At 45.0% G+C, this 24,993-nt stretch carries 23 protein-coding genes; 4 read left to right on the forward strand and 19 right to left on the reverse strand.

What is annotated here, in order from left to right:
* The first annotated feature begins 4 nt into the window (after positions 1-4).
* The gene (locus V144x_RS23855; RefSeq protein ID WP_144988929.1) at positions 5-196 is read left to right on the forward strand and encodes a hypothetical protein; all 192 of its coding nucleotides are present in this window, start codon (positions 5-7) and stop codon (positions 194-196) included.
* Between the two features lie 551 nt (positions 197-747).
* Here V144x_RS23855 and hpnC read toward each other — a convergent pair.
* Positions 748-1,716 (reverse strand): squalene synthase HpnC, encoded by a 969-nt coding sequence (gene hpnC / locus V144x_RS23860; protein WP_144988932.1) that lies wholly within the window; start codon positions 1,714-1,716, stop codon positions 748-750.
* Positions 1,717-2,037: 321 nt separating this feature from the next.
* Between hpnC and der the strand changes: the two genes are divergently transcribed.
* On the forward strand, positions 2,038-3,450 hold the full coding sequence (gene der, locus V144x_RS23865; protein WP_144988935.1) for a ribosome biogenesis GTPase Der: 1,413 nt from the start codon (positions 2,038-2,040) through the stop codon (positions 3,448-3,450).
* Here the strand turns inward: der and V144x_RS23870 are convergent.
* The gene (locus tag V144x_RS23870; RefSeq protein WP_144988938.1) at positions 3,445-4,323 is read right to left on the reverse strand and encodes an amidohydrolase family protein; all 879 of its coding nucleotides are present in this window, start codon (positions 4,321-4,323) and stop codon (positions 3,445-3,447) included. The genes der and V144x_RS23870 overlap by 6 nt on opposite strands.
* 162 nt (positions 4,324-4,485) lie before the next feature.
* On the opposite strand from V144x_RS23870, the gene V144x_RS23875 reads away from it, so the two are divergent.
* Positions 4,486-6,333 carry a MutS-related protein gene (locus V144x_RS23875; RefSeq protein ID WP_144988940.1) on the forward strand — a complete coding sequence of 616 codons (1,848 nt, stop codon included), beginning with the start codon at positions 4,486-4,488 and terminating at the stop codon, positions 6,331-6,333.
* A 35-nt stretch (positions 6,334-6,368) separates the two neighbouring features.
* Here the strand turns inward: V144x_RS23875 and mgtE are convergent, their stop codons facing one another.
* From mgtE to csrA, 14 genes are all read right to left on the reverse strand, one after another.
* Complete coding sequence (gene mgtE / locus V144x_RS23880) at positions 6,369-7,715, reverse strand: magnesium transporter (protein ID WP_144988943.1); 1,347 nt, start codon at positions 7,713-7,715, stop codon at positions 6,369-6,371.
* Between the two features lie 177 nt (positions 7,716-7,892).
* Positions 7,893-8,483 carry a 30S ribosomal protein S9 gene (rpsI, locus tag V144x_RS29065; protein ID WP_390620777.1) on the reverse strand — a complete coding sequence of 197 codons (591 nt, stop codon included), beginning with the start codon at positions 8,481-8,483 and terminating at the stop codon, positions 7,893-7,895.
* Positions 8,484-8,559: 76 nt separating this feature from the next.
* Positions 8,560-9,027, reverse strand: coding sequence for a 50S ribosomal protein L13 (rplM, locus tag V144x_RS23890; RefSeq protein ID WP_144991119.1), 468 nt, complete (start codon positions 9,025-9,027; stop codon positions 8,560-8,562).
* 298 nt (positions 9,028-9,325) lie between these two features.
* Positions 9,326-11,587, reverse strand: a complete 2,262-nt coding sequence (flgL, locus tag V144x_RS23895) for a flagellar hook-associated protein FlgL (RefSeq protein ID WP_144988946.1) — start codon at positions 11,585-11,587, stop codon at positions 9,326-9,328.
* 54 nt (positions 11,588-11,641) lie between these two features.
* Positions 11,642-13,342, reverse strand: a complete 1,701-nt coding sequence (gene flgK / locus V144x_RS23900; RefSeq protein ID WP_232102623.1) for a flagellar hook-associated protein FlgK — start codon at positions 13,340-13,342, stop codon at positions 11,642-11,644.
* Between the two features lie 65 nt (positions 13,343-13,407).
* Positions 13,408-13,929 carry a hypothetical protein gene (locus V144x_RS23905; protein ID WP_144988948.1) on the reverse strand — a complete coding sequence of 174 codons (522 nt, stop codon included), beginning with the start codon at positions 13,927-13,929 and terminating at the stop codon, positions 13,408-13,410.
* Between the two features lie 139 nt (positions 13,930-14,068).
* Positions 14,069-14,443 (reverse strand): rod-binding protein, encoded by a 375-nt coding sequence (locus V144x_RS23910; RefSeq protein ID WP_144988950.1) that lies wholly within the window; start codon positions 14,441-14,443, stop codon positions 14,069-14,071.
* Positions 14,444-14,501: 58 nt separating this feature from the next.
* Positions 14,502-15,587, reverse strand: coding sequence for a flagellar basal body P-ring protein FlgI (locus V144x_RS23915; protein ID WP_144988953.1), 1,086 nt, complete (start codon positions 15,585-15,587; stop codon positions 14,502-14,504).
* A 38-nt stretch (positions 15,588-15,625) separates the two neighbouring features.
* On the reverse strand, positions 15,626-16,564 hold the full coding sequence (locus tag V144x_RS23920; RefSeq protein ID WP_144988956.1) for a flagellar basal body L-ring protein FlgH: 939 nt from the start codon (positions 16,562-16,564) through the stop codon (positions 15,626-15,628).
* Complete coding sequence (flgA, locus tag V144x_RS23925) at positions 16,561-17,604, reverse strand: flagellar basal body P-ring formation chaperone FlgA (RefSeq protein ID WP_232102624.1); 1,044 nt, start codon at positions 17,602-17,604, stop codon at positions 16,561-16,563. Before flgA ends, V144x_RS23920 begins: the two co-directional genes overlap by 4 nt.
* Before the next feature lie 172 nt (positions 17,605-17,776).
* Positions 17,777-18,424 carry a flagellar basal body rod C-terminal domain-containing protein gene (locus V144x_RS23930; RefSeq protein WP_144988961.1) on the reverse strand — a complete coding sequence of 216 codons (648 nt, stop codon included), beginning with the start codon at positions 18,422-18,424 and terminating at the stop codon, positions 17,777-17,779.
* A 39-nt stretch (positions 18,425-18,463) separates the two neighbouring features.
* Entirely contained in the window at positions 18,464-19,264 is an 801-nt protein-coding gene (gene flgG, locus V144x_RS23935; protein WP_144988964.1) for a flagellar basal-body rod protein FlgG, read from the reverse strand.
* Between the two features lie 69 nt (positions 19,265-19,333).
* A complete protein-coding gene (locus V144x_RS23940) occupies positions 19,334-20,107 on the reverse strand; it encodes a flagellar hook-basal body protein (RefSeq protein ID WP_144988967.1) in 774 nt (257 codons plus the stop codon).
* 385 nt (positions 20,108-20,492) lie between these two features.
* The gene (csrA, locus tag V144x_RS23945) at positions 20,493-20,693 is read right to left on the reverse strand and encodes a carbon storage regulator CsrA (RefSeq protein WP_144988970.1); all 201 of its coding nucleotides are present in this window, start codon (positions 20,691-20,693) and stop codon (positions 20,493-20,495) included.
* Between the two features lie 437 nt (positions 20,694-21,130).
* Here csrA and V144x_RS23950 point away from each other — a divergent pair, with 437 nt between their 5' ends.
* Positions 21,131-21,787, forward strand: coding sequence for a hypothetical protein (locus V144x_RS23950; protein ID WP_144988972.1), 657 nt, complete (start codon positions 21,131-21,133; stop codon positions 21,785-21,787).
* A 7-nt stretch (positions 21,788-21,794) separates the two neighbouring features.
* Here the strand turns inward: V144x_RS23950 and V144x_RS23955 are convergent, their stop codons facing one another.
* The 3 genes from V144x_RS23955 to V144x_RS23965 all read right to left on the reverse strand — a co-directional run bounded on the left by V144x_RS23955 (position 21,795) and on the right by V144x_RS23965 (position 24,980).
* Complete coding sequence (locus V144x_RS23955) at positions 21,795-22,658, reverse strand: HDOD domain-containing protein (protein WP_197998612.1); 864 nt, start codon at positions 22,656-22,658, stop codon at positions 21,795-21,797.
* Positions 22,659-22,907: 249 nt separating this feature from the next.
* Positions 22,908-23,792, reverse strand: a complete 885-nt coding sequence (locus V144x_RS23960) for an RAD55 family ATPase (protein WP_144988979.1) — start codon at positions 23,790-23,792, stop codon at positions 22,908-22,910.
* 72 nt (positions 23,793-23,864) lie between these two features.
* Positions 23,865-24,980, reverse strand: a complete 1,116-nt coding sequence (locus tag V144x_RS23965; protein WP_144988981.1) for a D-TA family PLP-dependent enzyme — start codon at positions 24,978-24,980, stop codon at positions 23,865-23,867.
* Between the last annotated feature and the right edge of the window lie 13 nt (positions 24,981-24,993).

Here is a 24,993-nt window from a genome sequence, read left to right on the forward strand (position 1 = left end):
GTCCATGCCGACAGCAGCTTTAATTACATTCAACCAGGAACGCTGTCATCAATCAGCGCCCCCACAAATGGTGCTCTCAGATCAGAAAATCAGAAATGGTGTCACAGACAAGATGGGAAACATGAAGAGAAAGGGGCGCGTAGACAGATTCATACATGAACTGGCAACTCCCTTTGCTCTTACGAACCCTCACTGATCTGAAATTCGATTTCTGAATACCATCTGAAAATGTGAGAGCCACTAGTCCATCGAACTGTGAAAGACTCGTTTTTCAATTAAAAAATAGGCACCGCGGGCGCTCTTATCAGAGACTCAAAGCAGGCCACATCTATTCAAAAAACCACTACCACGAGGTTCGATAAAACCAACGTTCATTTCGGCTCAAACATCACTTTTTGTACATTGTTTTGTCTGAGTCACTCACTCACAATACCCAATATAGTGTGTATATTTCAGTAGTCAATACTAAATGTTGGACATCGTCCAAAGATGTCAAGAATCATTAACGAGACTCAAGAAAACCCTTTATTTGTAGAAACTACACGCAATTTTCATGCAAATCCAATCGACAGGTGATGAAAAAATGCAAAAGATTTTTTTCTCAACTTGCTAATCGTCAAAGTTTAAAAAGCCCGTTCAGCTTGCACGAAGACACTATATTGAGAGCGAGCAAAGATGGTTTGAAACAAAATATACTTTGTGAATCCCAGAACAGAAAAGTATTAAGAATGTGTGAAGCCTTGTTGTTTAACGCCGCATACCCCAAAGCTGTCTGAACGAACTTTGTAGTAACAACACTACAAAATCGAAGCGTGTTACAACCGGCCTCTGTTGCCAAACATTGAACTGCAAACGTTCGATATGATCTAGAATTTTCAAACCACCTCTCGCAAACAGATCAATATCAATTTGCAATCGTCCGGGCAGATGCGATATCAACGGCAGGCCATCTAAAAGAAACTGCCGCGCGCGCTGGACTTCAAAATCCATGAGTTGCTGGAATTGCTGGTTGTACTCGTTTTGTTCTAATTGTGCTCTAGTATAGCCAAATCGCTCACGGTCTTCTACAGGTAGGTAAATTCGTCCGATAGCAAAATCGCGAGCAACATCTTGCCAGAAGTTTGCGAGTTGCAACCCGGTGCAGATGGAATCAGACCACTCCAAATGAGCTGGTGAGACAGTGCGACAAAGATGGAGCACAAGTCGCCCCACAGGATTGGCACTCTTTTGACAATAGGCCAGCAGTTGCTCAAACGACTGATATTCGACAACATGCTGATCTTGCTCAAATGCCTGAATCAGATCATCAAACGCTTGTTGAGGCAGTTCAAATTCCTGAATTGTAGGGGCCAAAGCAACGAACACAGGATGCAGGCGGGGTACAGCGTGTTGACCATCATCAGAAGCACCGGAAAGCAACTGATAGCAACTGGTTAATTGTGACCGCCACCAGGCGAGCAGAGCCAGGGAAGCCTCTGCTTCCTGAACTTCATCACCCAAGTCGTCAGCCCAACGACAAAACGCATACACGTTAAAAAAGTGCTGCCGCAAATAACGTGGTAAGGCACAGGAAACAACGGGAAAATTTTCGTAATGCCCCAAAGCGATTTTCCGACAGTAGGCCTGAGCCTGCTGCAAACCAATAAGAGCATCCGTTCCCTGAAAATAGCTGGATTCAGGCCCCCAGATAGCCAATTCTTGTTCAAATGCTGTCATTTCACTGGAAGTTCCCAAACGTATCGCTCCAGTAGATTAACAAACCGCTGCCAACTGGATAACCTATAGAAATCTGACTTTGTCGATGAAATTGCTACGACCGTCAAAATGGCCAGCAGAGTTCTATAAACTGCCGCCCAACATGAGCACTGACGAGTGAATTAGCATATAATACCAAAAAACTGAATCGACGGACGCTCTATCTAATTCTGATACCAACACACTCTGGAATACAAGCCTTGTGTTGGGAAATCAAGAGAGCAAAACCGATCCTGTCTGATTTCAAACGCAAGAACGCATTCTTTAGAAAACGTGTAAATCATGGCTGTACCCAAAATTGCCATTGTGGGACGTCCCAATGTTGGCAAAAGTTCAATTTTCAACTGGCTTGCCGGCCATCGTGTTGCCATCGTCGACCCCACGGCAGGTGTCACCCGGGATCGTGTGACGTATCTGGTGAACGAACAAGATCGTTACTTCGAGCTGGTTGATACAGGTGGAATTGGCATTACTGACAGTGATGATTTATCAGAAGATATCGAACGCCAGATTCAAGTGGGAATTGACGAAGCAGACCTGATTCTGTTTGTGGTCGACGGCACAATGGGAGTGGCCCATTTGGATGAAGAGGTCGCTCAACGATTGAGATCAATAGAAAAACCAAAAATTCTCTGTATCAATAAATGTGATTCAACAAAAACAGATGATGAAGCGGCACAATTCTTTCGCCTGACCAATGCACCGGTCGTCTTAACCAGCGTCAAAGGAAATCGGAACCGCAAAGAACTTGTTAAAGCCCTCCTCGATCACCTGCCACCTGCTGAAGAATTCGAAGAAACAGAGGGAGAAGCGCTTTCAGCCGAGCCGGAACTGAAGATTGCCATAGTAGGGCGCCGTAATGTAGGCAAGAGTACCTTTATCAATGCACTGGCAGAATCAGAAAGAATGATTGTCAGTGAAGTTGCCGGCACAACCCGGGATAGTGTCGATATTCGTTTTGAATTTGACGATAAATCATTCCTCGCCATAGATACCCCTGGAGTACGCAAACGAAAAAGCCTGGCTAACGATATCGAATACTATGGATTGGCACGTGCCAAACGCAGCATTCGGCGGGCCAACGTAGTGTTGATGTTTTTTGATTCCCAGGAAACGATTTCCAAAGTCGACAAACAACTGGTCGCCGAAATCGACGAAAACTACAAGCCTTGTATTTTTGTGATTAATAAATGGGACCTGGGACGTGAAAGTCAAATGACGTCTGAAAAGTGGGATGAGTATTTAACCTCGGAGTTTCGTACAATGCGACATGCTCCAGTGGCTTTTGTGACCGCCCGTGATTCGCGAAACATCAAACAAGTTATCAATCTGGCACAAACCATTTATAAACAATCCCGCCTCCGAATTTCGACGGGTCGCTTGAATAAAATCGTTCGCGCAGCAATCCATAATAATCAACCACCCTATTCAAAAAATCGACGCCCCAAAATCTTTTATGCCACACAAGTCGCCACCGAACCACCGACGATCGTACTGAAGTGCAACGACTCTAAACTCTTCACGGAATCCTGGAAACGTTACCTGAGCGGTGTTTTACGTGAGCAACTTCCTTTCAAAGAGATCCCCGTTAAACTTTACTATCGATCCAAAGACCTCAAGGAAGAGACCGGTCCCAGCCTGGATATGATCGACAGTGATGAATTCCTGGAAGATTTTTCACAAGAAAAATTATAGAGAATTGAGACCATAAAAGGCCTGTGCATTATCGTGAAATAACTTCTGCTGAAATGTGGAAGAACGTTCCCGAACAATCCACTTCAATGCGTTGAACCAGGAATCATATGTTGCACTCAGCGTACAGACGGGCCAATCGCCTCCAAAAAACACACGGTCTTCTCCAAATGTGTCCAGGCAGAAATCAATATTCTCTTTTAAATCAATGGGTTGCCATACTCCAGGTGTGGCCGTCACCACGATTCCCGAAATCTTGCACATGACCTGCTCACGTTCAGCCAGTAATCGCATTCCCTGTTCCCAGTCAGAACGACTGTCCTGCTCATGAGGCTGCACACTCATATTGCCGCAATGATCGACAATAAAGCGGGTTGACGGACAGGCATCAACTAATTCAACTGCATCCTTAATTTCTCCTGGTCGCATACACAAGTCAAAACTCAAGCCCATTTCTCCAAGCAGTTTGATATTTTCCTTGAATTGTGGTTTGAGGCACATACCTTGTGGTCGGTCTGGATCATGTAAAACCGTCCTGACTCCTTTCAGAAATGGATTCTCAGCAAATTCTTCGAGATATTGACCAAAGCCTGATCCTCCCGGCATCCCACCAATCACAGCTCCTGACATGGGATTCTCTGCCTGACTGCATAATGCCAATACGTGCCTTGCCTCCTGCCGCTGAAGATCTGGATGAACATTCACTTCCATATACACAGTTTGTGTGATGCCGCAATTCTGTGTTGCTTCGAGATAATCAGACATTAGAAAACTACGTCGTAAAGACGAGATGCCCGGGAGTTCAAGCCAAGGAAGCTGAAACAAGTCCAAATCCCAGAGATGCTGGTGGGTATCTATGACTGATATCTGTTCCATGCTGAGCATTCTTCCTATAAAAAATTAAGTATCCACTTTTTTTACACTGTACGGAGAGTCTTTGCAAACAAGAATTCCTCTTTGTTTACGCTGGCAATGAAACCTCCAATAGGTTAGAAGTGAGCTTTTCCAGATGGGCGTTCTCGATAAAATATTAACTCCATGCAACCTTCCCCAATTAAGCAATCCCCCCAATTAGAATACGAACAACGGCTCGAGAGTCGTGCGAGCAAGGTACGAGCACTCACAAAACAAAGCGACCTCTATTCAAATCTGCGAGGTTTCGTATTTCTAGCCGCGGTGGCGATCTTAATGGCATCTACAATCTGGGGACTTTTCAGCCTACAGTTGATTTGGCCTCCCATTTTGACGTTTATTTTACTCATTATTTTACACGCACGCTGTGTTCGTCGTTTGAGACAAGCTCGACTTGCAGAAGTATATTACCGAACTTCACTTGATCGTCTGAACGATCAATGGATCGATGTCCGTCCGACGGGTGAGGAATTTTTTGATCCACAGCATATGTATGCCGGTGACCTCGATCTCCTCGGGCGAGGATCACTCTTTCAGCTCATGTGCAGCGCGCGAACCAAACTAGGTGAAGAGACACTGGCGCGCTGGTTACTTTCTCCTGCTTCAACAAAGGAAATCAAAGAACGCCAACAGGCCGTTGAAGAACTTCGAAACGAGTTGGATTTTCGCGAAGAACTTGAATTGCTGGAAGCGGAAGTCCACAACGATATCGAGCAAACACATTTATCAGAGTGGGTGCAACAACCGCTGACAACAATTCCCGCTCCGTTACAATGGGCATCGGTAATTATGGGCATCTTTGCTGCCTGTACTGTCATCAGTTGGATGCTTTCCTATACCGGCATCGCCCCCATTTGTGTCGCAATTATCATTCAGGTCTGCTTATTATTTTTTATCGGACCTCGAATCCGCGAATTACTGAACCAGACTGATGAAGTCCGTAACGGCTTAGCGGTACTCTCGGATGTATTGTCTCTGATAGAACAAAGACAATTTGAAGCCCCTCATTTAAAAGCCATCGTTTCAGCATTAGAAACAGACGGGATTCCTCCATCACAAAGTATTGCTCAACTACGCCGACAGATTCAGGGATTGAATAACTGTTTTCGTAATCAATTTTCTGCTCCATTAGCCATCTTATTGGGGATTCCTTTTCACTACGTTTACGCCATCCAGCGCTGGATCATTCACTTAGGGCCACATTGCCCCGATTGGTTGTCAGCCGTTGGAGAATTCGAAGCCTTGTGTTCACTCGCCGGGTACGCTTACGAACATCCCGAAGATCCTTTTCCTGAAATTATTGAATCAGAAGTCGGACCATGTCTGGAAGCAACTGAGCTGGGACACCCCTTAATCCCACTCAATGAGGTCGTTCGCAACGATGTTACATTGAATGCAGAAAATCGATTGCTCATGATTAGTGGCTCGAATATGTCAGGCAAAAGCACACTGATGCGAACAGTAGGTACAAACTTCGTGCTTGCAATGATCGGGGCGCCAGTGCGCGCTGCCAAGTTCACTGTTTCGCCAATGCAGGCAGGAACTGCGATGCGAGTTCAAGATTCGCTACAACAGGGAGCCTCGCTGTTCTATCAATCAGTTGCACGACTTTCGGCTGTCGTCCATTTGGCGGACGATCCTATGCCTGTTCTATTTTTACTCGATGAAATCTTGCAAGGCACCAATTCCCATGATCGCCGCATAGGTGCGCAAAGTGTGATTGAAACTCTGATTGAACGAGGGGGAATTGGAATCGTCACAACTCACGATCTGGCACTGACAGAAATTACGACCCAATTCGGAAATCAGGCAAAGAACGTTCATTTTGAAGACCAGCTCATTGATGGCGAAATGACTTTTGATTATCGCATGCGGCCTGGAATCGTCGAACACAGTAATGCTCTGGAATTGATGAAAATGATGGGGATTGAACTGAAGGCGTTGAATACTGAATCCGATCAAAAAAAAATCTGAAACCACTTCGGTTCAGCACTAAAACAATAAGAACCTTAACTGACCAGATAAATGGCTACCTGGAAGTAGATCACCAATCCCAGGATATCGACCAGTGCCGTGATAAAGGGATTCGACATCAGCGCCGGATCCATACCCAACCGACGGAATCCCATTGGCAACATGCCACCCGCTGAGATCCCCATCAATACGACTAAAAAAACAGCTAATCCCACTACAGTTGCCTGAATGAGGTACGCGGTAAAAGCCCAGGCAATGATAAAACTGATTGAAGCAAGAACCCCTCCCAACATCAGACCCAGTTGGATTTCTTTACGCAATAGCGCAGTCAAATCACCTTGCGGGATATTCGACTCTAGCGCCATGGCCCGAATGATTAAAGTCGCTGACTGAGAACCGGCGTTACCACCACTGGCGAGAATAAGGGGAATGAATAAAACCAGCCATTCATACCTGTCCGAAAGTCCTTCATAGTGCTGCAAAACTTTCGCAGCCAAAAATGAAGGTACTAATAAAAAAATCAGCCAACCAACACGTTTCTGGACCACAGTCCGCAACGATGTGGAGAGATAACTGTCTTCCAAAGGTTCGACAGCCGCCAAACGATATGTGTCTTCGGTCGCTTCTTCCTGCATAATGTCGATAGCGTCATCATGCGTTACGATTCCCACTAACTGGTTCTGATGATCAACCACAGGAATGGCCACGAAATCGTACTTTGCCATTTGCTGGGCTACAAATTCCTGGTCATCATCTACACGCACGGAGATCACATCCCGATTGGTCAATTCTGCCAAAGGGCGAGTCGGACGGGCAAAAATCAATTCACGCAAAGACACAATGCCCTGCAAACGACGCGATTCATCAACGATATAAATATAGGAAATAATTTCGCTGTCTGGTGCCTGGAGCCTCAATTTTTCCAGAGCTTGTGCTACAGAAATATTCTCTGGCAGTGAAGCATATTCCGTCGTCATGATGGCGCCGGCACTGTCTTCCGGATAAGAAAGCAGTTTACGGATATCACTTCGCTCCGCCTGCGCAATCAAAGGCAATAGTTCCTCGACACGCTCTTCATCCATCCGTGACAACAAATCGACGCGGTCATCAGGGGCCATTTCCTCAATCAGCTTCGAAAGCGGACCACGTTCAATAACATCTACAATTTCAATCTGTTGAGGTAAGGCCAGGAACTGGAATATCTCAGCCTGCTTCTCAGGCTCACAACAAGAGAGCACACGCCAGACATCCTGACTGTCAAGCTCTTCCAGAATCTCTGAAGTCACCGCAGGATAGAGGGCATCGCAAAATTCCTTGATTCCTTCCGTATCATTTTCTTCCAGCAGTACTTGAAGTTCCGGAAGCAATAATCGCCCATACATTATTCATGCCCCTTTCATTCAAGATGTTGAGAATTCAACAAATATGATCACCAGATACAAATCAGCGGAAAATTGCGATAAAAAAACACCCTAACTGGAATAGGTCACCAGTCAGGGTGTCGATGACTTCATACAGACAACAAATTTGAACGTCGTCTGAAAATAACGACACGCAGATCATCGCTTGGAGAACTGAAAACTCTTACGGGCTTTCTTATAACCAAATTTCTTGCGTTCCACCATACGACTATCACGTGTCAGGAATCGTCCGGCACTTAGAGTTTCGTGGAACTGATTATTGTAGGCTTCAAGAGCACGAGCAATCCCCAAAACGATGGCCCCCGTTTGCCCTGTTGTTCCGCCTCCATTCACACGTACCCAGACATCGACTTTACCATATGTCTCAGTTGCTTTGAGAGGAGCTTCCACCATTTGCCGGTCGCGCTCCACTTTGAGGTAATCATCCAGAGAAACCCCATTGATTGTCAGGCTTCCGGAACCAGATTGAATACGAACTCGTGCTACTGCGGTTTTACGACGGCCTGTTCCCATCGCAACGCCGTGTTTATCCAGTTTTCCTCGAATAATTGGTTCTGGTTTTACAACGTCGTCTTCTTCTTCAACATCTGAAGCCAGAGTAGAACCCAGGGCCAATTCCGGGACGCCTGAATCAACAGTTTCTTCTGCTGGTACATCTGCTGCTTGCTCAGCAGCTTCTACTTCTGGCGTTTCTTGCGTTGTGTCTTCTTCCGGAGTCTCATTTTCCATAACTGTTAACTACTTTTTAATTCTGAAAAAAGGATAAGTAGAGCAATTTTTATTTTCACTCACGTAACGTGTAGCACTACGGCAGCAGATAGTCTGGCATGTCCTGAGGCTTTTGCGATTGATGTTCGTGAGTAGGTCCTGCATATAATTTCAGTTTTTTCAACATTTGGCGGCCCAGCTTATTTTTGGGGAGCATCCGCCGAACGGCCTCAGAAAGGACCTGAGTCGATTGACCACGCTCCAACTTCTTTTCTGCGGATACAGATTTCAAACCACTGGGATAGCCACTATATGAGGAATAGGTCTTTTGTAACATTTTCTTCGAGAAATAGGGGTGAGTCTCATGAGCAAGTGATTTGCCAGAAAACCTTACCTTGTCACAGTTTACAACAACAACGTAATCCCCGGTATCAACGTGAGGGGTATAACTTGGCTTGTGCTTACCCATTAAAACAGTAGCAAGCTTCGTGGCGAGCCGCCCCACAATCATGTTATCTGCATCAACAACGAACCATTGAGGGTCAATCGTTTTTGCATTTGCCATATAGGTTTTAGTCGTAGACACCAGTATTTCCTCAAACGTAAACGATTCAATATTAAAGACTTATATCAATATGCACTACAAAAAGGCATGTTCGATTTTGGTCATACTCCTGCTCATTGATCAGAAAACGCCGACAAAATGTGCGCATACCAACCGCAGGGAAGCGGATAACAGTAACCTTTTTAACTCACATCTTCAACTTATGTGAGACGGAAAATTTGAGCTGGACTATAAAAAGTCGCAGAAAAGCTACTTTATCGCTCAGAATTTCGAACCCGGCAGAGGCCCCAGAATCTGATTAGAGAAACGACAAGAGGGTCAATTGGAGCGCTTGAGAGGTCACCTGCAGATTCGCTTCGAAGGCTGTTTGCCGTTGTGTGATTTCAACAATCACTTCGGTCAAATCCACTTCAAATTCCTTTGAAAGTGTGGCTTCCAGTTCCACAGCCTGGTCTTTGAGGCGATTGTCAGCTTCCTCCAGAACTTTAAGACGCGAACCGATGTCGCCACGGACGCGTGTCATGCGACCAATTTCGACATCAATCAACGCTCCGATTCGCTCAATCTCCTGGTCATTCCCATTCCTTAAACCAGTTTCCAGCCGAGAGAGCAGACTTAAAACCCCCGTAGACTCTTTAGGATTGGGGTCTTTGCCGACCAGCCCGACTAAAGGATCATTACCCGTTTCTACACCATCGATTCCCAGCGCAAATGCAAGTTCGATCGGAGGAATCTCTAAAGGTCCCGTTCCTGATGCATCAAAAATCGTAAGTCCGTTACCTGTCGTATTGAGTGTCGCCTGGAGATGAATGGGAATAAAATTTCCTTGCAATGGAACCGTATTGTTTGTTCCCGGTTCAGTCACCGCCAACCCCAGAGCCTGAGAGACGACATCACTGGCAATACTTAATGGACCTGCTCCCGAATTATCGGTAATCTGAATCGCATTTGTAGTAGGATCAATACTGGCAACCAGATTCCCCGGATCGATGGCGTTGATGGAATCCAGGACGTCCTGGACCGTCGTATCACCGGCTAAATTAACATTGACGACCGAAGCATCTCTGCGCGTAATATCCAGTGTTGTCGCACCCACAGGGACTCCCTGCCCCAGATTCAAATCCGCCAGCAGCGTCGTACCATCGAATGTTTCAAAATCGTTAATCTTGTCAATCACATCCTGTACTGTAACTGAACCGCTGAGATCAATATCGATCGTCGATCCATCGCGGCGAATAATTTGAAGCTGGTTAGAAGAATCAACGTCAACGCCACGACCATAATTCAATTCAGACAGGGGAGTACTCGCTGAAAATGTCGCAATTCCCAGACCTGCTGCGTTGGCACCTCCATCGTTCTCACCAATTGAAAAATCGGCACCACTAATGCGACTGGAAATCGCTAAACCATTCTGATTTTTGTTGATTCCAAGAGTTAAGTTGGGATCGAGCGTACGTATCAGGTTAAATACATCTTCAATCGTATTCGCTGTTGAAAGGTCGATTGTTTCCGTTTTTCCACCGTTGTTGATCACTAATCCTTTACCGGTCGTCGTACCAATTCCGGTTCCTCCATTGAGAGAAGCCAATGTAGTCTGCAGAGTGATACCTGGATCAATATCAGTTCCATTGACTTGAGCCACAGCGGCACTGGCAATTCCCAGATCTGTAGCAAGTGTTGACCCTGCCACATTTGAGACAGCGACAGTACCAGCTGAAGGTGTCAAGCGAAGACCATTTAGGCTAGCCGGGTCAACATCAACGGTCAAAGTCAATGGGCCACCTGAAAATGCATTTTCCAGAAGCGTCTTAAGATCTTGGATTGTTTCCGCGCCAGAAACATCCACCGTTTGTGTCTGGGGAGTTCCATTATCCAGGGTCACCGTAATTGAATCCAGGTTCACTCCACGGCCACTATTCAGATCAGAGATTTTCGTTTGCAGGGTTAATGCAGGATTGATGTCGTTTCCAACTTCAGGGGTGCTTGCAGAAAACGCGGTAATCCCGTCGAAGTTGTTGGGTAATAATATTTGTGAATCAAGATAAGACTGGATCTGATGGGTGTCGCCCCGATAAACGACCTGCCCATTCGCCAGTTCTTCAAACGGAGCCACTTCTGTTTCACTGCCGGAAAAGAGATACTGACCTCGAAATTGTGTATTGCCAATATTCACAACCTGAGTTCGCAAAGAGGCAACCTCATCGGCCAGTGCTTGTCGCTCTGCATCGGTTACTGTGGAGCCAATACCTGTCAGAGATAACGATTTCGCCTGATTCAGCGCATCACCAACACCTAGTAGTGCAGACTCACTTGTTGTTAATAAACTTGTATTGGTGGCGATATTCGTCTGATACTGTTCCTGTCGTTCGAACGCACTCTGCAAAACAATAGTACGTAAGGCCGCTGCAGGAGATTCGCTGGCAATAGTAAATTTCTGCCCCGTAGCAACTTGCTGCTGAAGTCGCGCTAATTCCAAAGAATTATTATTCAGCGAAACCTTCAGCCTCTCTGAGAGCATTGTAGAGGGCAGGCGACCTGGTAATATGGGACCAATACTCATTGTTCAATACACCAAAAGAAAATTGTGACGGGACGGAATCGATTCCGCTCACGATCAAATATTAAGCAAAATGGTAAATAGTTCATCGACGGTACTGACCAATCTCGCAGCAGATTGAAACGCACGCTGAAATGTTAAAACTTTAATTGTTTCTTCATCGATACTGACTCCAGAAAACTGCTCGCGTTGTCCTAACAGAGAATCTCGAAAGGCTTGTGCCCCCTCAGAGAGCGCTGCCTCGGACGCAGAAGACTGTGCAATATTCCCAACAATCTTTTCATAGTAGCCATCCAGATTGATACCCCCTAATGCATCAATGGGATTCTCGGCAAATGCTGCTAGCAGAACGGCATTACTCCCATCAGAAGGACCTCCTCCCTGACCAGTTGCCAGGAATTGCTGGTTTTGCATGATAACCGAGTTAATCTGAATGTCGCTGGAATCGCTACCCGTAAACAATGTATTAATGCCAATCGTAGCCAGAGCACCACTTGTATCGTTGGCAAATTGAAATTCGAAATCTGGACTCGCGGTAATTGTAAGATGCCCATCCGTCGTCACGGTGGAGTTCAAATTGGCAACTCCTCCGATGGCCGCTGAGATACTGTTTAAAGTAGAATCCGCACCAATCCCATCTAAGTCCACATTAATGGTTGAAGTATTTGTGATCCCCGTTGTTTTGTTAGTGACTTTGATTTCAAAACTACCATGCGTCGGCTGAAATGGAAGACCGGACTGGGTTGAATTCAGCGTAGCAGCAGGATCCAATGCACGTGATGCCGAAGTCAACTGTTCAAAACCAGCAGTTCCCTGGCCTGAAGCGTGTATTTTATTGAATTCAAAAATCAGGTTGGAAGCATAGGTATCGAGCTCATCAACAAATCCACCAAGGATATCATCCCGTCCTTCGATAATTCCCTTCAGTTCTCCGCCTGTACGTGAGATTGTACTATTCGTCTGTGAGAGGGATACTTCGTGGACTACAACGCCTCTATCTGTGTCAGTTTGTAAAGTCAGCTTCTGTGAAGTCCCTGCTAACACCAAAAAATCAGAACCGGTAAAAACATCAATCGCACCATCAGTCCGTTCCCGATATCGGATGGGGACCAATTCAGAAAGACGATTCAAAGCTGTGTAACGTTGTGTTCTCAACCCACCCGCATCACTTTGTAATAAACCAGATGCTTCTAACCTGGAAATCTTGGGATTTAAATCGATAATGGTATCGATCAACTCGTTGGCTTCTTTCACCAGATTTTCAACGTTAACCGATTGTACTTCTCTAAGCTCATTCACTCTTAAACGAAGTGAACTGATCTCTGCAGCGAACTTTTCGGCCTCGTTGATCACAAACTCACGGTCGGGAATTGAACTGGGTTGATTCACGACATTATTAATCGTCGCTAGAAAGTCATTTAGTCCGGTGGAAAGGTCTCCTGACGAGAGTTCTCTTAACTCACCCTCTAATTGTTTATAAATCAGGTTCCGTTCCTGAATAGAGGAATAATCGGTATTCGCAGAATGAATTCGCGTTTCCAGGAACAGATCAATCTGTTGCTGAATTCCAGAGATCTCTGCCCCTGTTCCCAGAACAAGCGCACCCTGTCGATACGGATCAGCCGCATTAACCACCATTTCTTCGCGGATATAACCGGGAGTCCCCGCATTTGAAATATTCTGGCCGGCAACTTGAATACCAGTTCCGAACATTTCAAGCGATTGCTTAGCCATTGCTAGCGTTGCATTAAGTCCCATGGCAACAATCCCGTAAAAAAATACACGAATTTAACGCATCAGATTCAGCCCCTTATGGGAATGAATTAAGCCGATGCGTCAAAAATCGCCCCCCCCGTATTGTTTTCATTTTGACCGCGAGAGTAAGTAGGCACTTTTTTCCCCGCGTGAGCAATCAGTTCCAAAATCTGAGAATAATGGTGATAGGACCGTTGCGAGACAATCCATTGCACCCAGCTCTCATGTCTTAAAGCCTGAGAGCGTTCTTGTGCTTCAGAAACACGTTGAAAAATCGGATTTGATTCATCCAGACCCAATCCGGAAAGTAAGCTTTGCATCGAATCAGAAGGTAACCCCTGCTTCTCTGCAGCTTGCAACAGTTCCTGCCGCCTAAGCAATACAAATTGAAGATCTCTCGTCAGCTGTTCTTCGACAACACCAAATTGTTCGATGCGTGTCACATCAACCTGCTTGAGTGCTTTCGATTTCTCCTGATAGAGATTCAGCAGTTGTTTTTGAATGGGTTCTAAATCATTAAGAATCCCAGTTGCCTGCCCTAATAACTGCCGTTGAATGGTCTGCGTAGACGCAGCCTGTTCTGCATGCATGGGAGCCCCCTTTCTCCCTGATTACATAATTCGCCCTCACGAGCGGTAAAAATCGCCTATCGTTATAATCGACATAATCGGACTATCTCTCGCGTCTGATTTAGTCAGAATCTTTCAAAGATGCGCAAACTCTTAATTTTCAGGACGTTGCACCAGAAGAAAGTTTCAGCGAATCTACAGAGACAGCGTTCATTTGCCGCGCAAATGTAGAAAAGAGGGTGTCGGACAAGACACTGCCGTGTTGCTTGGCCAGATCTTCGGAAATCTGTTGATCCATGTGAGACTGAAACAGCTCCTCAGCTTGTCCACCATGAAAATACGCGGGCTTATTTTGTCCAGACCTTAAAGCTTTGAACATTTGCTTGTAAAAGGTCCCCGCCACAAAATCCTGAAACGCCTCTTTCAATTCAGAAGAATTTTTCTGTGGCTGAATTAACTGCGTGGGCGCAGTTGCCTCGTTCTTAGTAAGCGACGTTTGCTTGATTGCGGGTTGAATGGCAGACACGGGGGACATGACTGGTTTTCCCTTTTAGAAAATAAAAAACAGGTAGCACAAAATTCTGTCGGTAAGATCAATGCTCATCGTACTCTGCGTGCAGTTTTCCTGACCGATGCAACTCACGAATAATACTGATGACATCCTCTGTAGGAACTCGCAGTTGATTCAACGCCTCAACTAATTGCTGCAATCGTTGTGTACTTTGTTGACCTTGCTGACCAACAATGGGTACAAAGCCCCCCGGTATCCCCCCCTCTGCAGCATTACCAACACCCACAGTAAGATTCTTATGCGAAATCACAACCGGACTGATTTCGACTTCACCAGTGACAACCACTGTTTGTGATTTTGGATTGACGACCACGCGAGCTTGCTGGTGAGGACGATCAATGCCGACTTCCATCACTGCCGCAATAAATTCGACTGGTGATTCTGTATATTGTTTGGGAATTCTAATAAAAACCCTGCCTGGTCCCTGGGCAATCGCCAACTGTCGATTCCCGGCTTCGAAGCTAAACTCAGAGTTAATCACACGCGAAACCTCACTGGCAGTATGAAAGCCTGCGTGTCGCTTATCGATGAGTAAAGTAATGGAACGCGTTTTACGGTCTATGAAGGGAAGTTCGAAATCCCGTTCCATGACCAGACCATTGATGATTTTCCCCGTCGCAAGTGAAGTTTCATCTTCCAGAATGACAGCTCCGGAACAGAGCCCCGCGCCCACTCCATTGCCGATTTCAGGAGTAGCAACTGGTGCAACTAATAAACGTCCGCCTCGCAAACTTTTGGCCCCCAACATCGAACTGACAAAGCAGTCCAGTTTTTGGCCTTTACGGATACCACTGGCTGGAATCGTGGCTTCAATCATCACTAGTGCCACATTGTTAGCTGCATAAAGATCTTTTAAATCAACAACAGGATTATTTAAATGTTTTAAAGCCGCTGCCAAACTTCGAATAGCTGGTAGATTTTTCCCACCATCACCCGTTCCATCCAAACCAACAATCAGACCCATACCTGTCAGTTTGATTTCCTTCATTCCATAAACGCTACAAATATTTTCGACGCGTGTACGTGCCCATAAATCTGCGATAGAACATTGCAGGATTATCATGGAAACAATCATTAAAAAAACTGATTTGGATAACCAGGCTCGCATAATATCTTCTCGTGATTGATCAACAAAAAGTAATGGGATTAAAATGGAAAGAACCAATCGTACAAAACAACCCCCCATGGTCTTTTCGTGCTCTGATAGACTTTGCCTCTCTGATGTTTCACAATATCCAAATTGGCAATATTCTCGCTTAATGCCGTGTTGTCACGGTTCACATCTTTACTGCGAATTTCACCAGTTAATCGATATTCCCAGACATCACGATTCGTGCGAATGCTTTTTCGCGCTTCGAGAATCAAATTTCCGTTGGGTCGAATGTCAACCACAATCGCCGCAATTCGATATTGAATTCCTTCGCGATCCGCCAACTGCCCTGTACTTTGTAACCGTCCTTGAAGCTGAGTATCGATCTTGGGACTATTCAAGGCGGCAGGCGCCAAATTTCCTTTCTCATCAATTCGTAAAAATTCTTTCAACTCAGCTTTCAAAATTTCAGTTCGATTTCGATTAAAACGGGAATCAACGGTCACACTCGATTTTTCATCAACCAAAATAGTGACGATATCGTGTACCTTCACCACAATGGGCTCCAATGGTGGAACATAAATCAACGAATAGTCTTTGATTAGAGGAGGCTTTGGCGAATACGAATATAAATCTCCTTGACCAAATGTATTTGCCAGCGACTCGGTAACTTGAACCGCTTCAGAAACAGCGCCGAAATCATCTATTTGAGCTGCAATCCTTTCAGTTTGTTTTAATCGCCTGCGTTGTGATGGCTGCTTTTCTTTCTCAGTACCGGACACGGAAGTACCCTGGGGTGATCGTATTGTTGTGGTCGAGTTCGCCTGCACTGCTGGAGACTGTGCCTGCGCAACTGAAGAACATAACAATACGATACATCCCAGAGAAATCGCCTCCCGTAATACTGCCAACATCCAATCGCGTTGGCAGTTTCGCTCACTGAGTCTCTGATTCCCAACTAGATTTGAGTACCTTGTTATCATATTTTTTTTCATCGAGTCCCCCCTACTCTTCGAATCACTGATTGAGCAGCGCCTCGACGCACTCTAGCACGATTGGTAGAACCCCTTGATCCTATTGCACCAGAAATAAATTGAACTCGAGAATCACGTTGGATTTCATTTGCAGGCCGATAATTGACTTCAGCCTGGTTATATCCAGATACTGTTGCCGTCAATCGATCGCGACCTTCTAATGCGATTAGTGTAATAGGATCTCCCAAACCACCATTACCGCGCGCTCTCATTTCTCTTTTAACCGTAATCCCTCCACGACGAGCGGAAACAGTCACGATGGCTCCATCACGAATCAAAGGGACTTCCATCAAATCCTGACTGCGTATTGCATGGGATTGATGTACCGTACGTGTTAATTCTCTGCTGATTACAAGTTGCGGATCAGTGATTCCTTTTTGGTTTTTCTGAGGTTTAACCCAGACAAGATCATCGGCACGGATTACCGTCCCTTTACTCAAAGTATATTTTGCTGCCAGAATTTCTGGAATGTTCTGAAGCTGACAAAACACGCGTGTCTGACGGACTGCCCCTTTGGAATCAATTAAGTCCAAAGTCAATTCCTGCTCGGTACCTAATATTCTGTCGATCTTAGAAAAACGATACGATGCAGGGTTACTCGCACGAATCATCTGCACATCGTCGTGTGGTACTCGAATCATAATAGAATAGCTATTCGCATCTCTGAAAGTTTTCTTCAACCAGTCTGATAATGCTCGATGAACTTTTTCTTCCGCTTTTTTCATGTCCTGCTGTGTTGCGTGAGGTAATCGGTGTTTACGTTGAACTGTCTGCTTTGAACTGACCTGGACTTGGCTTTTGCCTGTGAGTTCCAGTTTGCTTAGATCCACTCCTAATGCCTGTAAGCGACTTCGAATGTGAGAAATCGTAATCACCTGGGTTCGCCCCTGAGGTGGTGCAGGTTGTAATGCCATCGCTTTCAAATGGGCTACCTGTTCTACATCGGCATTTAAAACATCTGCAATATCTCCTAAATGAACAACTGGTGTGTCAACAACCACGTTAGCCTTCAGTCGAAGTATTTCAGCATGTAGAGCGCCTACACTACTCAAAGAGCAGATGATTAGCGACAATATCAGTTTTAATTTGGTCCAAAGGCGAAACATAATATGAACTTTATCTAATTGGTTAACTTCTATATTTTAGGTTGGAATCACGGATGTAGATTACTGCTTACAATACCTCATCAACAGCAACTTGCATGATCCGGCTATCAGGTTTTACAACTTCAGAAATCGAATCTTTATTTGACTGTTCAAGAAACCCTTGAAGCAGTTGCCCTCGGCCTTCTTTTCCAGGATTTCCCACGGAAGGACTGCCAGAATTTTTTGTTTCTTTAAACAAGTTATCATCTAGTCGTATTAAACCCTTAGCGTTTTCAAATCTGGCAAGTTGAATTTGGCCTGCATGTTGAGCTTTCGTTTCTCCAAACCGCTGATAGCTGACCAAACCGTCTCTTGAAATGAAAACATGAATTGCATCCTTAGGAATACTAATGGCTGGTTCAATAGAATGACGCTTTACTTTTGAAGCCATTACAAACTCACCATTCTCATCAAGGGTAAAATTTCCCGAACGAGTATATACAGTTTGGTACTCATCATTGATTTGAAAAAAACCTTCACCTTCGATTGCGATATCAAACATACCATCAGATGGCAATAGCGCGCCCTGAGCAAATTTTCTGTCTGTTCCTTGAGCACTTGGTTCTACATCTAAGCTGATGACTGTTGTATCAACAGTAGTTAGAAGTGCTCCGAAACCAAGACAAAAAAGGAGTGATAATAATGCCAAAATCGAACTGATCCAAAAGCGAGACATAAAAGACAACTTTATTAGAATGAAGGACTGTTTGCTAAATTAGAAACGACGCATGTTGGCAACGGTCTGCAAAGCCTGATCAGCCGCTTGAACGACTTGACTATTCAACTCAAAGTTTCTCTGTGTTTGAATCAAGGCGACTAATTCACGCACCGGTTCCACATTGGATTGTTCAAGGAAAAACTGACGCAAGCTTCCGCGGCCTTCCACCCCCGGATCTCCCACTTGTGGACTGCCGGAACCCGTCGTTTCTTGATACAGGTTATCGCCCTGACGCAGTAATCCCTGGTTATTTATGAATCTGGCAATCTGAATATTACCGGCAGTCTGAATTTGATTGGAGCCCTGTTGCTGATAGCTCACAACTCCATCCCCGGAAATAGAAATATTGATTGCATCCTGTGGAATCGAAATCGTGGGTTCTAGCAGATAACCTGTGTCTGCAGAGGCCATTACGACATCACCATTGGCATTGAGACTGAAATTTCCTGCGCGTGTATATAAGGTTTGAATCCCATCATTCACTTGAAAAAAACCTTCGCCTACAATCGCCATGTCAAACTCACCAGTTGTAGGAATAATTGAACCCTGGCTGAAGTCTCCTTCAGTACTCTGAACTCGAGTACCCAAACCGAGACTGATTCCAGTCGGTGTAATATTTCCGGCATTGTCTTGAACTCCGGGCAATTTGAAATGTTCGTAAAAGATATCCTCAAAGTTGGCTCGACTTTGCTTGTAAGCAGTGGTCCCAGCGTTCGCCAAATTGTTGGCAATCATATCGAGATTGAAAGCATTTGCCCCCATTCCTGAAGCACCTGTATACAGAGCTCTTATTGCCATAACTTGTCTCCTTACTCTCTAAACTTCTGTAATTGAATTCAGCAAAATCACTTTTTGAAAACGGATGTCCTAACGACGAGGCATACTTTGTAATAAGCGCCCTAAAGAGTCATCTTGTAACTTGATCATATTAATATTTGATTCAAACAGCCTGGATGCCGACACCAGTTCCATCATCTCTTCGATAGAGTTTGTGCCGGACGCTTCCAGAAAACCCTGCTGAATATTCACAGGTCCCTCGAGAGGCGTAACACGGCCTTCTGTCGTATACAGACCTTCGCCAAGTTTGACTAATTCTTCGAGTGATGTCGGCATGACAACAGCCAACTGACCTACCGAACCCAATGATTGGCCATTCTGATCATAGGGAGTCACGACACCATCAAGAGAGATTTCGATGCGAACCGCCTCGACTGGAATCTCGATTTCGGTTCCCCGTTCATCCAAAATCGGTAAACCATAGTCGGCTGTTACAAGTTGGTGATCAGCATTGAGCGAAAGCGAACCATTACGTGTCAATAAGGTTTCATTATCGCGAACCACTTGAAAAAAGCCTGGTCCTTTGAGTGCCAGATCCAGTTCACCTTCTGTGGCAATAAATGAACCGTTCTCAAAATCGGTGCGAATCTCTTCGAGAGTAATACCTCCCGTATGATTCTCCAAATCACCGGGCAAGCCATTTAAGGGTCCCTCTTTCGCATCATGTGGAGGGTTCATACGAAAGATGGGAATATCACGCTTAAACGAGGTCGAATTGGCATTCGCCATATTGTTTGATAACACATCAAGCCGAACCGAATTGGAATCAGCTCCCTGTGCTGAGAGGTACATGCCGTAAATCATCTTGATACCTGTCTTGAACTGCTGCAACCAGATTTCATAATCTTTGCACAACGAGAACAATGAGTTCCGATAGACATTCCCCCACTCGTCCTATCGGATCGCTACAACAGATATCTTTAATTTAATCGGTAAATATAATGTACTTCCTCTAAATTCACAAATTTAAAGATAGAACGGAAAATACATATATCACAAGGGAACAGTTAAACGATGTGGCAACGCCAAAAACAATGAATAGAGATGAGTTTTGCTGCTTAGAGTCATAGAAGTAATTGGGTTAAAACTCATAGCCTGCTGGTTTGAAATGAAAAATTAGCAGGCTACTTAACTGACTCTGTAAAGATGTAAGACTGTCGACTGATCTACAGAGTTCCCAACAAAGGGATCAAAAGCCACAACTTGGGACTGCGGGACATTCTACTTCAAACTGCTTGACAAGCTTAGAAATTTCGGCTCGATTCACCTGCACATCGTCAGGTGCTTCCACTCCCAACCGTACTCGGTTTCCCTTTACAGATAGCACTTTGATGGAGATGTTATCATTGATAACAATCTCTTCATCCTTACGTCTAGTGAGCACTAACATAGCCGGACTCCTTTCTTCTGAGGTACATTCCTTTGAAATATCTATCTGTTTTCAACCTTCACTCTGACAAGTCCAATTGCCATACATAGTATACGCAGCAAACAGGGTTCCGTTTGATAGAAAAATCAGATTTTTTAGAAAATTTATCATAACCCTTAAAGCTTCATGAAATTTCCATTTCTCTCACACATAACAACAAAGCTACCTATTTTTACATTAGAACTCCAGATAACGCAGCATCATACACTTTTGTTCGAAAAAAACGCCGCATTTTGCAACAGTGGGTTAGAATTATACTGAATGACTAAGTCAAACCGAGTGGTGCGATTCGCTTGTGATCTCTTGAACCATTCAGCCGATAAAATCTCATAGTGCATAAGATAGATAAAATACAAATTCTAATGTTTCATCGACAATGATTAGGAGTACACTCACTGATGCGATTTTTTCATAAGCTATTTTTCAGCGGGATACTCTTAGGAGGTCTTATTTTGACGGGACCCGCGTTTTCCGCTGATCCTAAAGCAACGAATCAGCTACCTGAAATCATTCCCGGGACTCAAACTCCTAAAAAACTTCCCACTCTCGGTGAAGTCACGAAAATCATTCAGGAGCAGTTCGCTGGCTTAAAATATTACCAGTCAGGCGATTTGATTACCCGTAATCAGGTCAGGCCGATATTCAAGCAACTTCAGAAAGCGGGTTGGGATGTGAAAGAACAGAAAGAAATCCTGAACCGCGTACATTCAGACAATGATTTTCTGGCCACGCAACTGAGGACGCCCAAGGGAATCAAATTTATGAGAAAGATTTCAAAACTGCCAGGAGGTTATGATCGGTTGGACCATATCCTGGTAATGCCTTATGGAAAACGTCGCATCAAGGAATTCATCAATTCTCCCGGCGGTAATCTGATGATTGAATATATGACGACGACAAAGGGAGGCAAAAACCTTGGTAAGTACCTGTCTCAGACAAAAACTGGTAAAGGATTTAATGCCCCCACACGTCGTATCTACACCGAAGCCCAATTGGTCCAGGTGCTCCAAAAAGCTTATGTCAAAGCGACTCAACAGAACAAACGGAAGAACTAAATTCTGATTACCCTTCCAGGTTCACACCAAATAGCTCCGCACTTTCGGCCACATCCTGTTTGCATGCTTCGATCATTGTTTCGATTTGCTCTGGATTGAGTTTGAAAAACGAATCCAGAATCTCTTCCGCTTCCAGATACTCGACTGAAGAGAAGTTCCATAATGAACCAGCAAGCAGACTACCTGTCCGCAAGGCAATTCCTAGCGGACATCCATGCTGTGCCGTCCCATGATGATTTTCGACGGCTGTCACAACCTCTTGTGGAATATCCCAATGATGAAGCAAACGGGCTCCCAACAAAGCATGATCAAAACCAAAATATTGCTGTTCGCCTTTTATGAGAGCATCTCCATGAGGATAGCTCTCATAGATCAGGCTGTACTGTTCACGCTCCACTTGTGACAAAACCAGGATTCCTACATCTGCTAATAAGCCAGCTGTGTAAGCTTCATCTTTTTTCAAACACTTATGATGATCGGCTAGAAACGAAGCAATGGAAGCCGTTGTTAAGGCACGCTGCCAATAGTCAGCGAAGATGCGCCCCTTACTTCCTTTAGTCAGTGACTCAACCATTGAAAAACTGATCGTCAGCATGCGAATCGTATCTTTTCCAAGGTAGGAAACGGCATGTTTGATACTCGTAATTTGCCTCGCAACTCCATATTTGGCTGAATTCACGACCTGCAGAATCTTCGCAGCGAGACCCGGATCATGCTCGATACATTTTACAATATCATCAATCACACTTCCGGGATCGCGTGTCAACTTTAAGATTTGTTGGGCTACCTTAGGAGCCGAGTGCAATCGATCCAAACGTTGTACGAATTTATCAGCAAGATCAACAGAATCAGTATCGTTTTCGACTAACATGACCATCCTCTTTTCATTATTACTATTTTGCCAGCTAGAAAGCCCGATTAAATATCACTGAACCCAAGTGAGGCGGTGATATATTGAGAATCTATCTTTAAGAAAAAGAGGGAAGAGACTTAAATTGCAGTTCGAAAACGAAATTCTCGATTCTCTGATTCATCAGTTCCAGAAGTAGCGGTCAGGGCAGTTATAGCGATAAAAAAGTAAAATCGAGACAAAGGATATACCTCCTTTCCTCTTCCTGCTTTATCTGAGGAGTTGAATACCTGATTCCCGAATCTCGTACGGCACAAGCGATTCATCAACAGCACTGCCACGGTGCTTTGCGATATGTAGTGCACGACTCATCTGATTTCCTTCGCGAATTTTTCCCATCAGGATAATGGTATTCGCGTTTGATAACACGTCGCCACTTTCGATGGGACGCTGGATCAGATCATCCAGCATGACCTCATGCGTGGTTAACAACAAGAGGCAACCGATATCCTGAAAATCATAGCGGTGATGTTCGACCTGCTCTTGATTGTTGCGGAACTGGGCCCGAAACAGGTCGCGGGCAACCCAGTCGTATTCTTTTCTTAAAATCTGATGGTACACATATTCAAATGCATGGAACTGAAAGGATTCACTGGGACGCTCTGTAGGCTCGATTCCATCGATTATCGTTCTCCTCACACCATGCACAAAATTGGAATAAAAGTAAGCAATCGCGGCATCCAGCTTTTTGACAAACACCAGCTTCCACTCTTTCCACTCATCCAATTCCATATCACGTCTTGTGACCCTGCGACCACTTTGACGAAACAGATGTTGGTAATCTTTCCGCGCCTGCTTCTCATCCCAGATCGTTTCTACATTGAAAGGCGTATCGACGCTCTGCTCAGTAAGATTCCATTGAAAAAGCCGCTCTGCATATTCACTATGGCTTTGAGAATCACCTCGGGTTGCCATATCGAATAAAATTCCAGTTTGCCCTTCCTGCGAGAGTCCTGTCCGCGCATATTGCAGTCCCAACTGGGTTTTGCCGATACCCGTCGCTCCCAGCACGACGGTTAATTTACCAGGCAGAAGGCCCCCCGCCAGCATGTCATCCAGTTGTGGAATTCCCGTTTGTTGTCGCGGCTTTGACATATTTAGTAATCTCGCGGACAGACAATCCACGCCTTATATTTGCGATCTCAATAGCTGATCATTGATCAGAAATCAAACAGAAAGAAAACGATCTCGGGCCGCTACATTCCAATGATCTACCACCTGACCTTCACTGACAACCGTTACTGATTTATGTAACGCCGAAGTCGGACAAATGTGCCGAGGTATTGCCAGTAGTTCATCACCCGGCTGAAATTCATTGGCAAGCGCGCTCATAACCACCAGATGTTCTTCATTTTGCAGCACAGCTTTCGCGTCTGGAAGGTCAGGAAACCGGCAACGATTTTCCATAGCCGGATCAGAAGCTATCGCCTTATATCCTAAATCCAACGTAATCCGATCCGGATCAGGACGACTGATCACACGCGTTAAAACTAAACCAGCAGGAGTAAATTTCAGGTCGGGAAATAATTCCCCATAACCCACATCATGTAACACACAGGTTCCCGGACAGACTTCGATATCCGGATCATCAATACTCGCGAAAATCGGAAACGATCCTGTAGCACCTGCCACGATGCGAGGTACTGCTAAGCCTTCCGTTATCAATTGATCTCGTAATCGACTCACATCATTCCAGACTGCTTTGACGGCTGCTTCGCGTTCCTGAAAATCGATCTGATGGTTCTGCCCGTCATACACGTGCAATCCAGCGGCAATTAATCCCGGTGTATTTGCAATCATTTGATACAATTCAACCGCCGTTTCTCCCGGTTCGAGCCCGGTTCGATTCTGCCCGGTATTCAAATCAAGAAGTACTTCAATCTCAGTACCTGCGGCCGACATTGCTTCACCCAATTGCACAATCGGTCCGGGGTGATCTGCTGTCACTTGCAGCGAAACATCGGGCCAGCGTTTACGAAATTCAACTGCTCGAGTGATATTAGGTCCCACCAAATTATACGCCAGACTGATATCTTTGACTCCCGTATCCGCCAGCATTTCCGCTTCGGGAAACGTCGCCGCCTTATGTTTTTCAATCCCCATCGAAAGTTCCAGCGCAATAATTTCGCGCATTTTATGTGTTTTACAATGAGGACGTAAGCGGGTAGGATCTCCTACAATTTCAACCATCTTCTGCAAATTATCTTTGACTAAATCCTTAAAGATAATCAAGCCCGGAGAAATAATCTGACTTGTGTCGTCAATCTGATAGCATGCATCCATGAGAGAATCGGAT

Source organism: Gimesia aquarii, from assembly GCF_007748195.1.
Lineage (GTDB): Bacteria > Planctomycetota > Planctomycetia > Planctomycetales > Planctomycetaceae > Gimesia > Gimesia aquarii.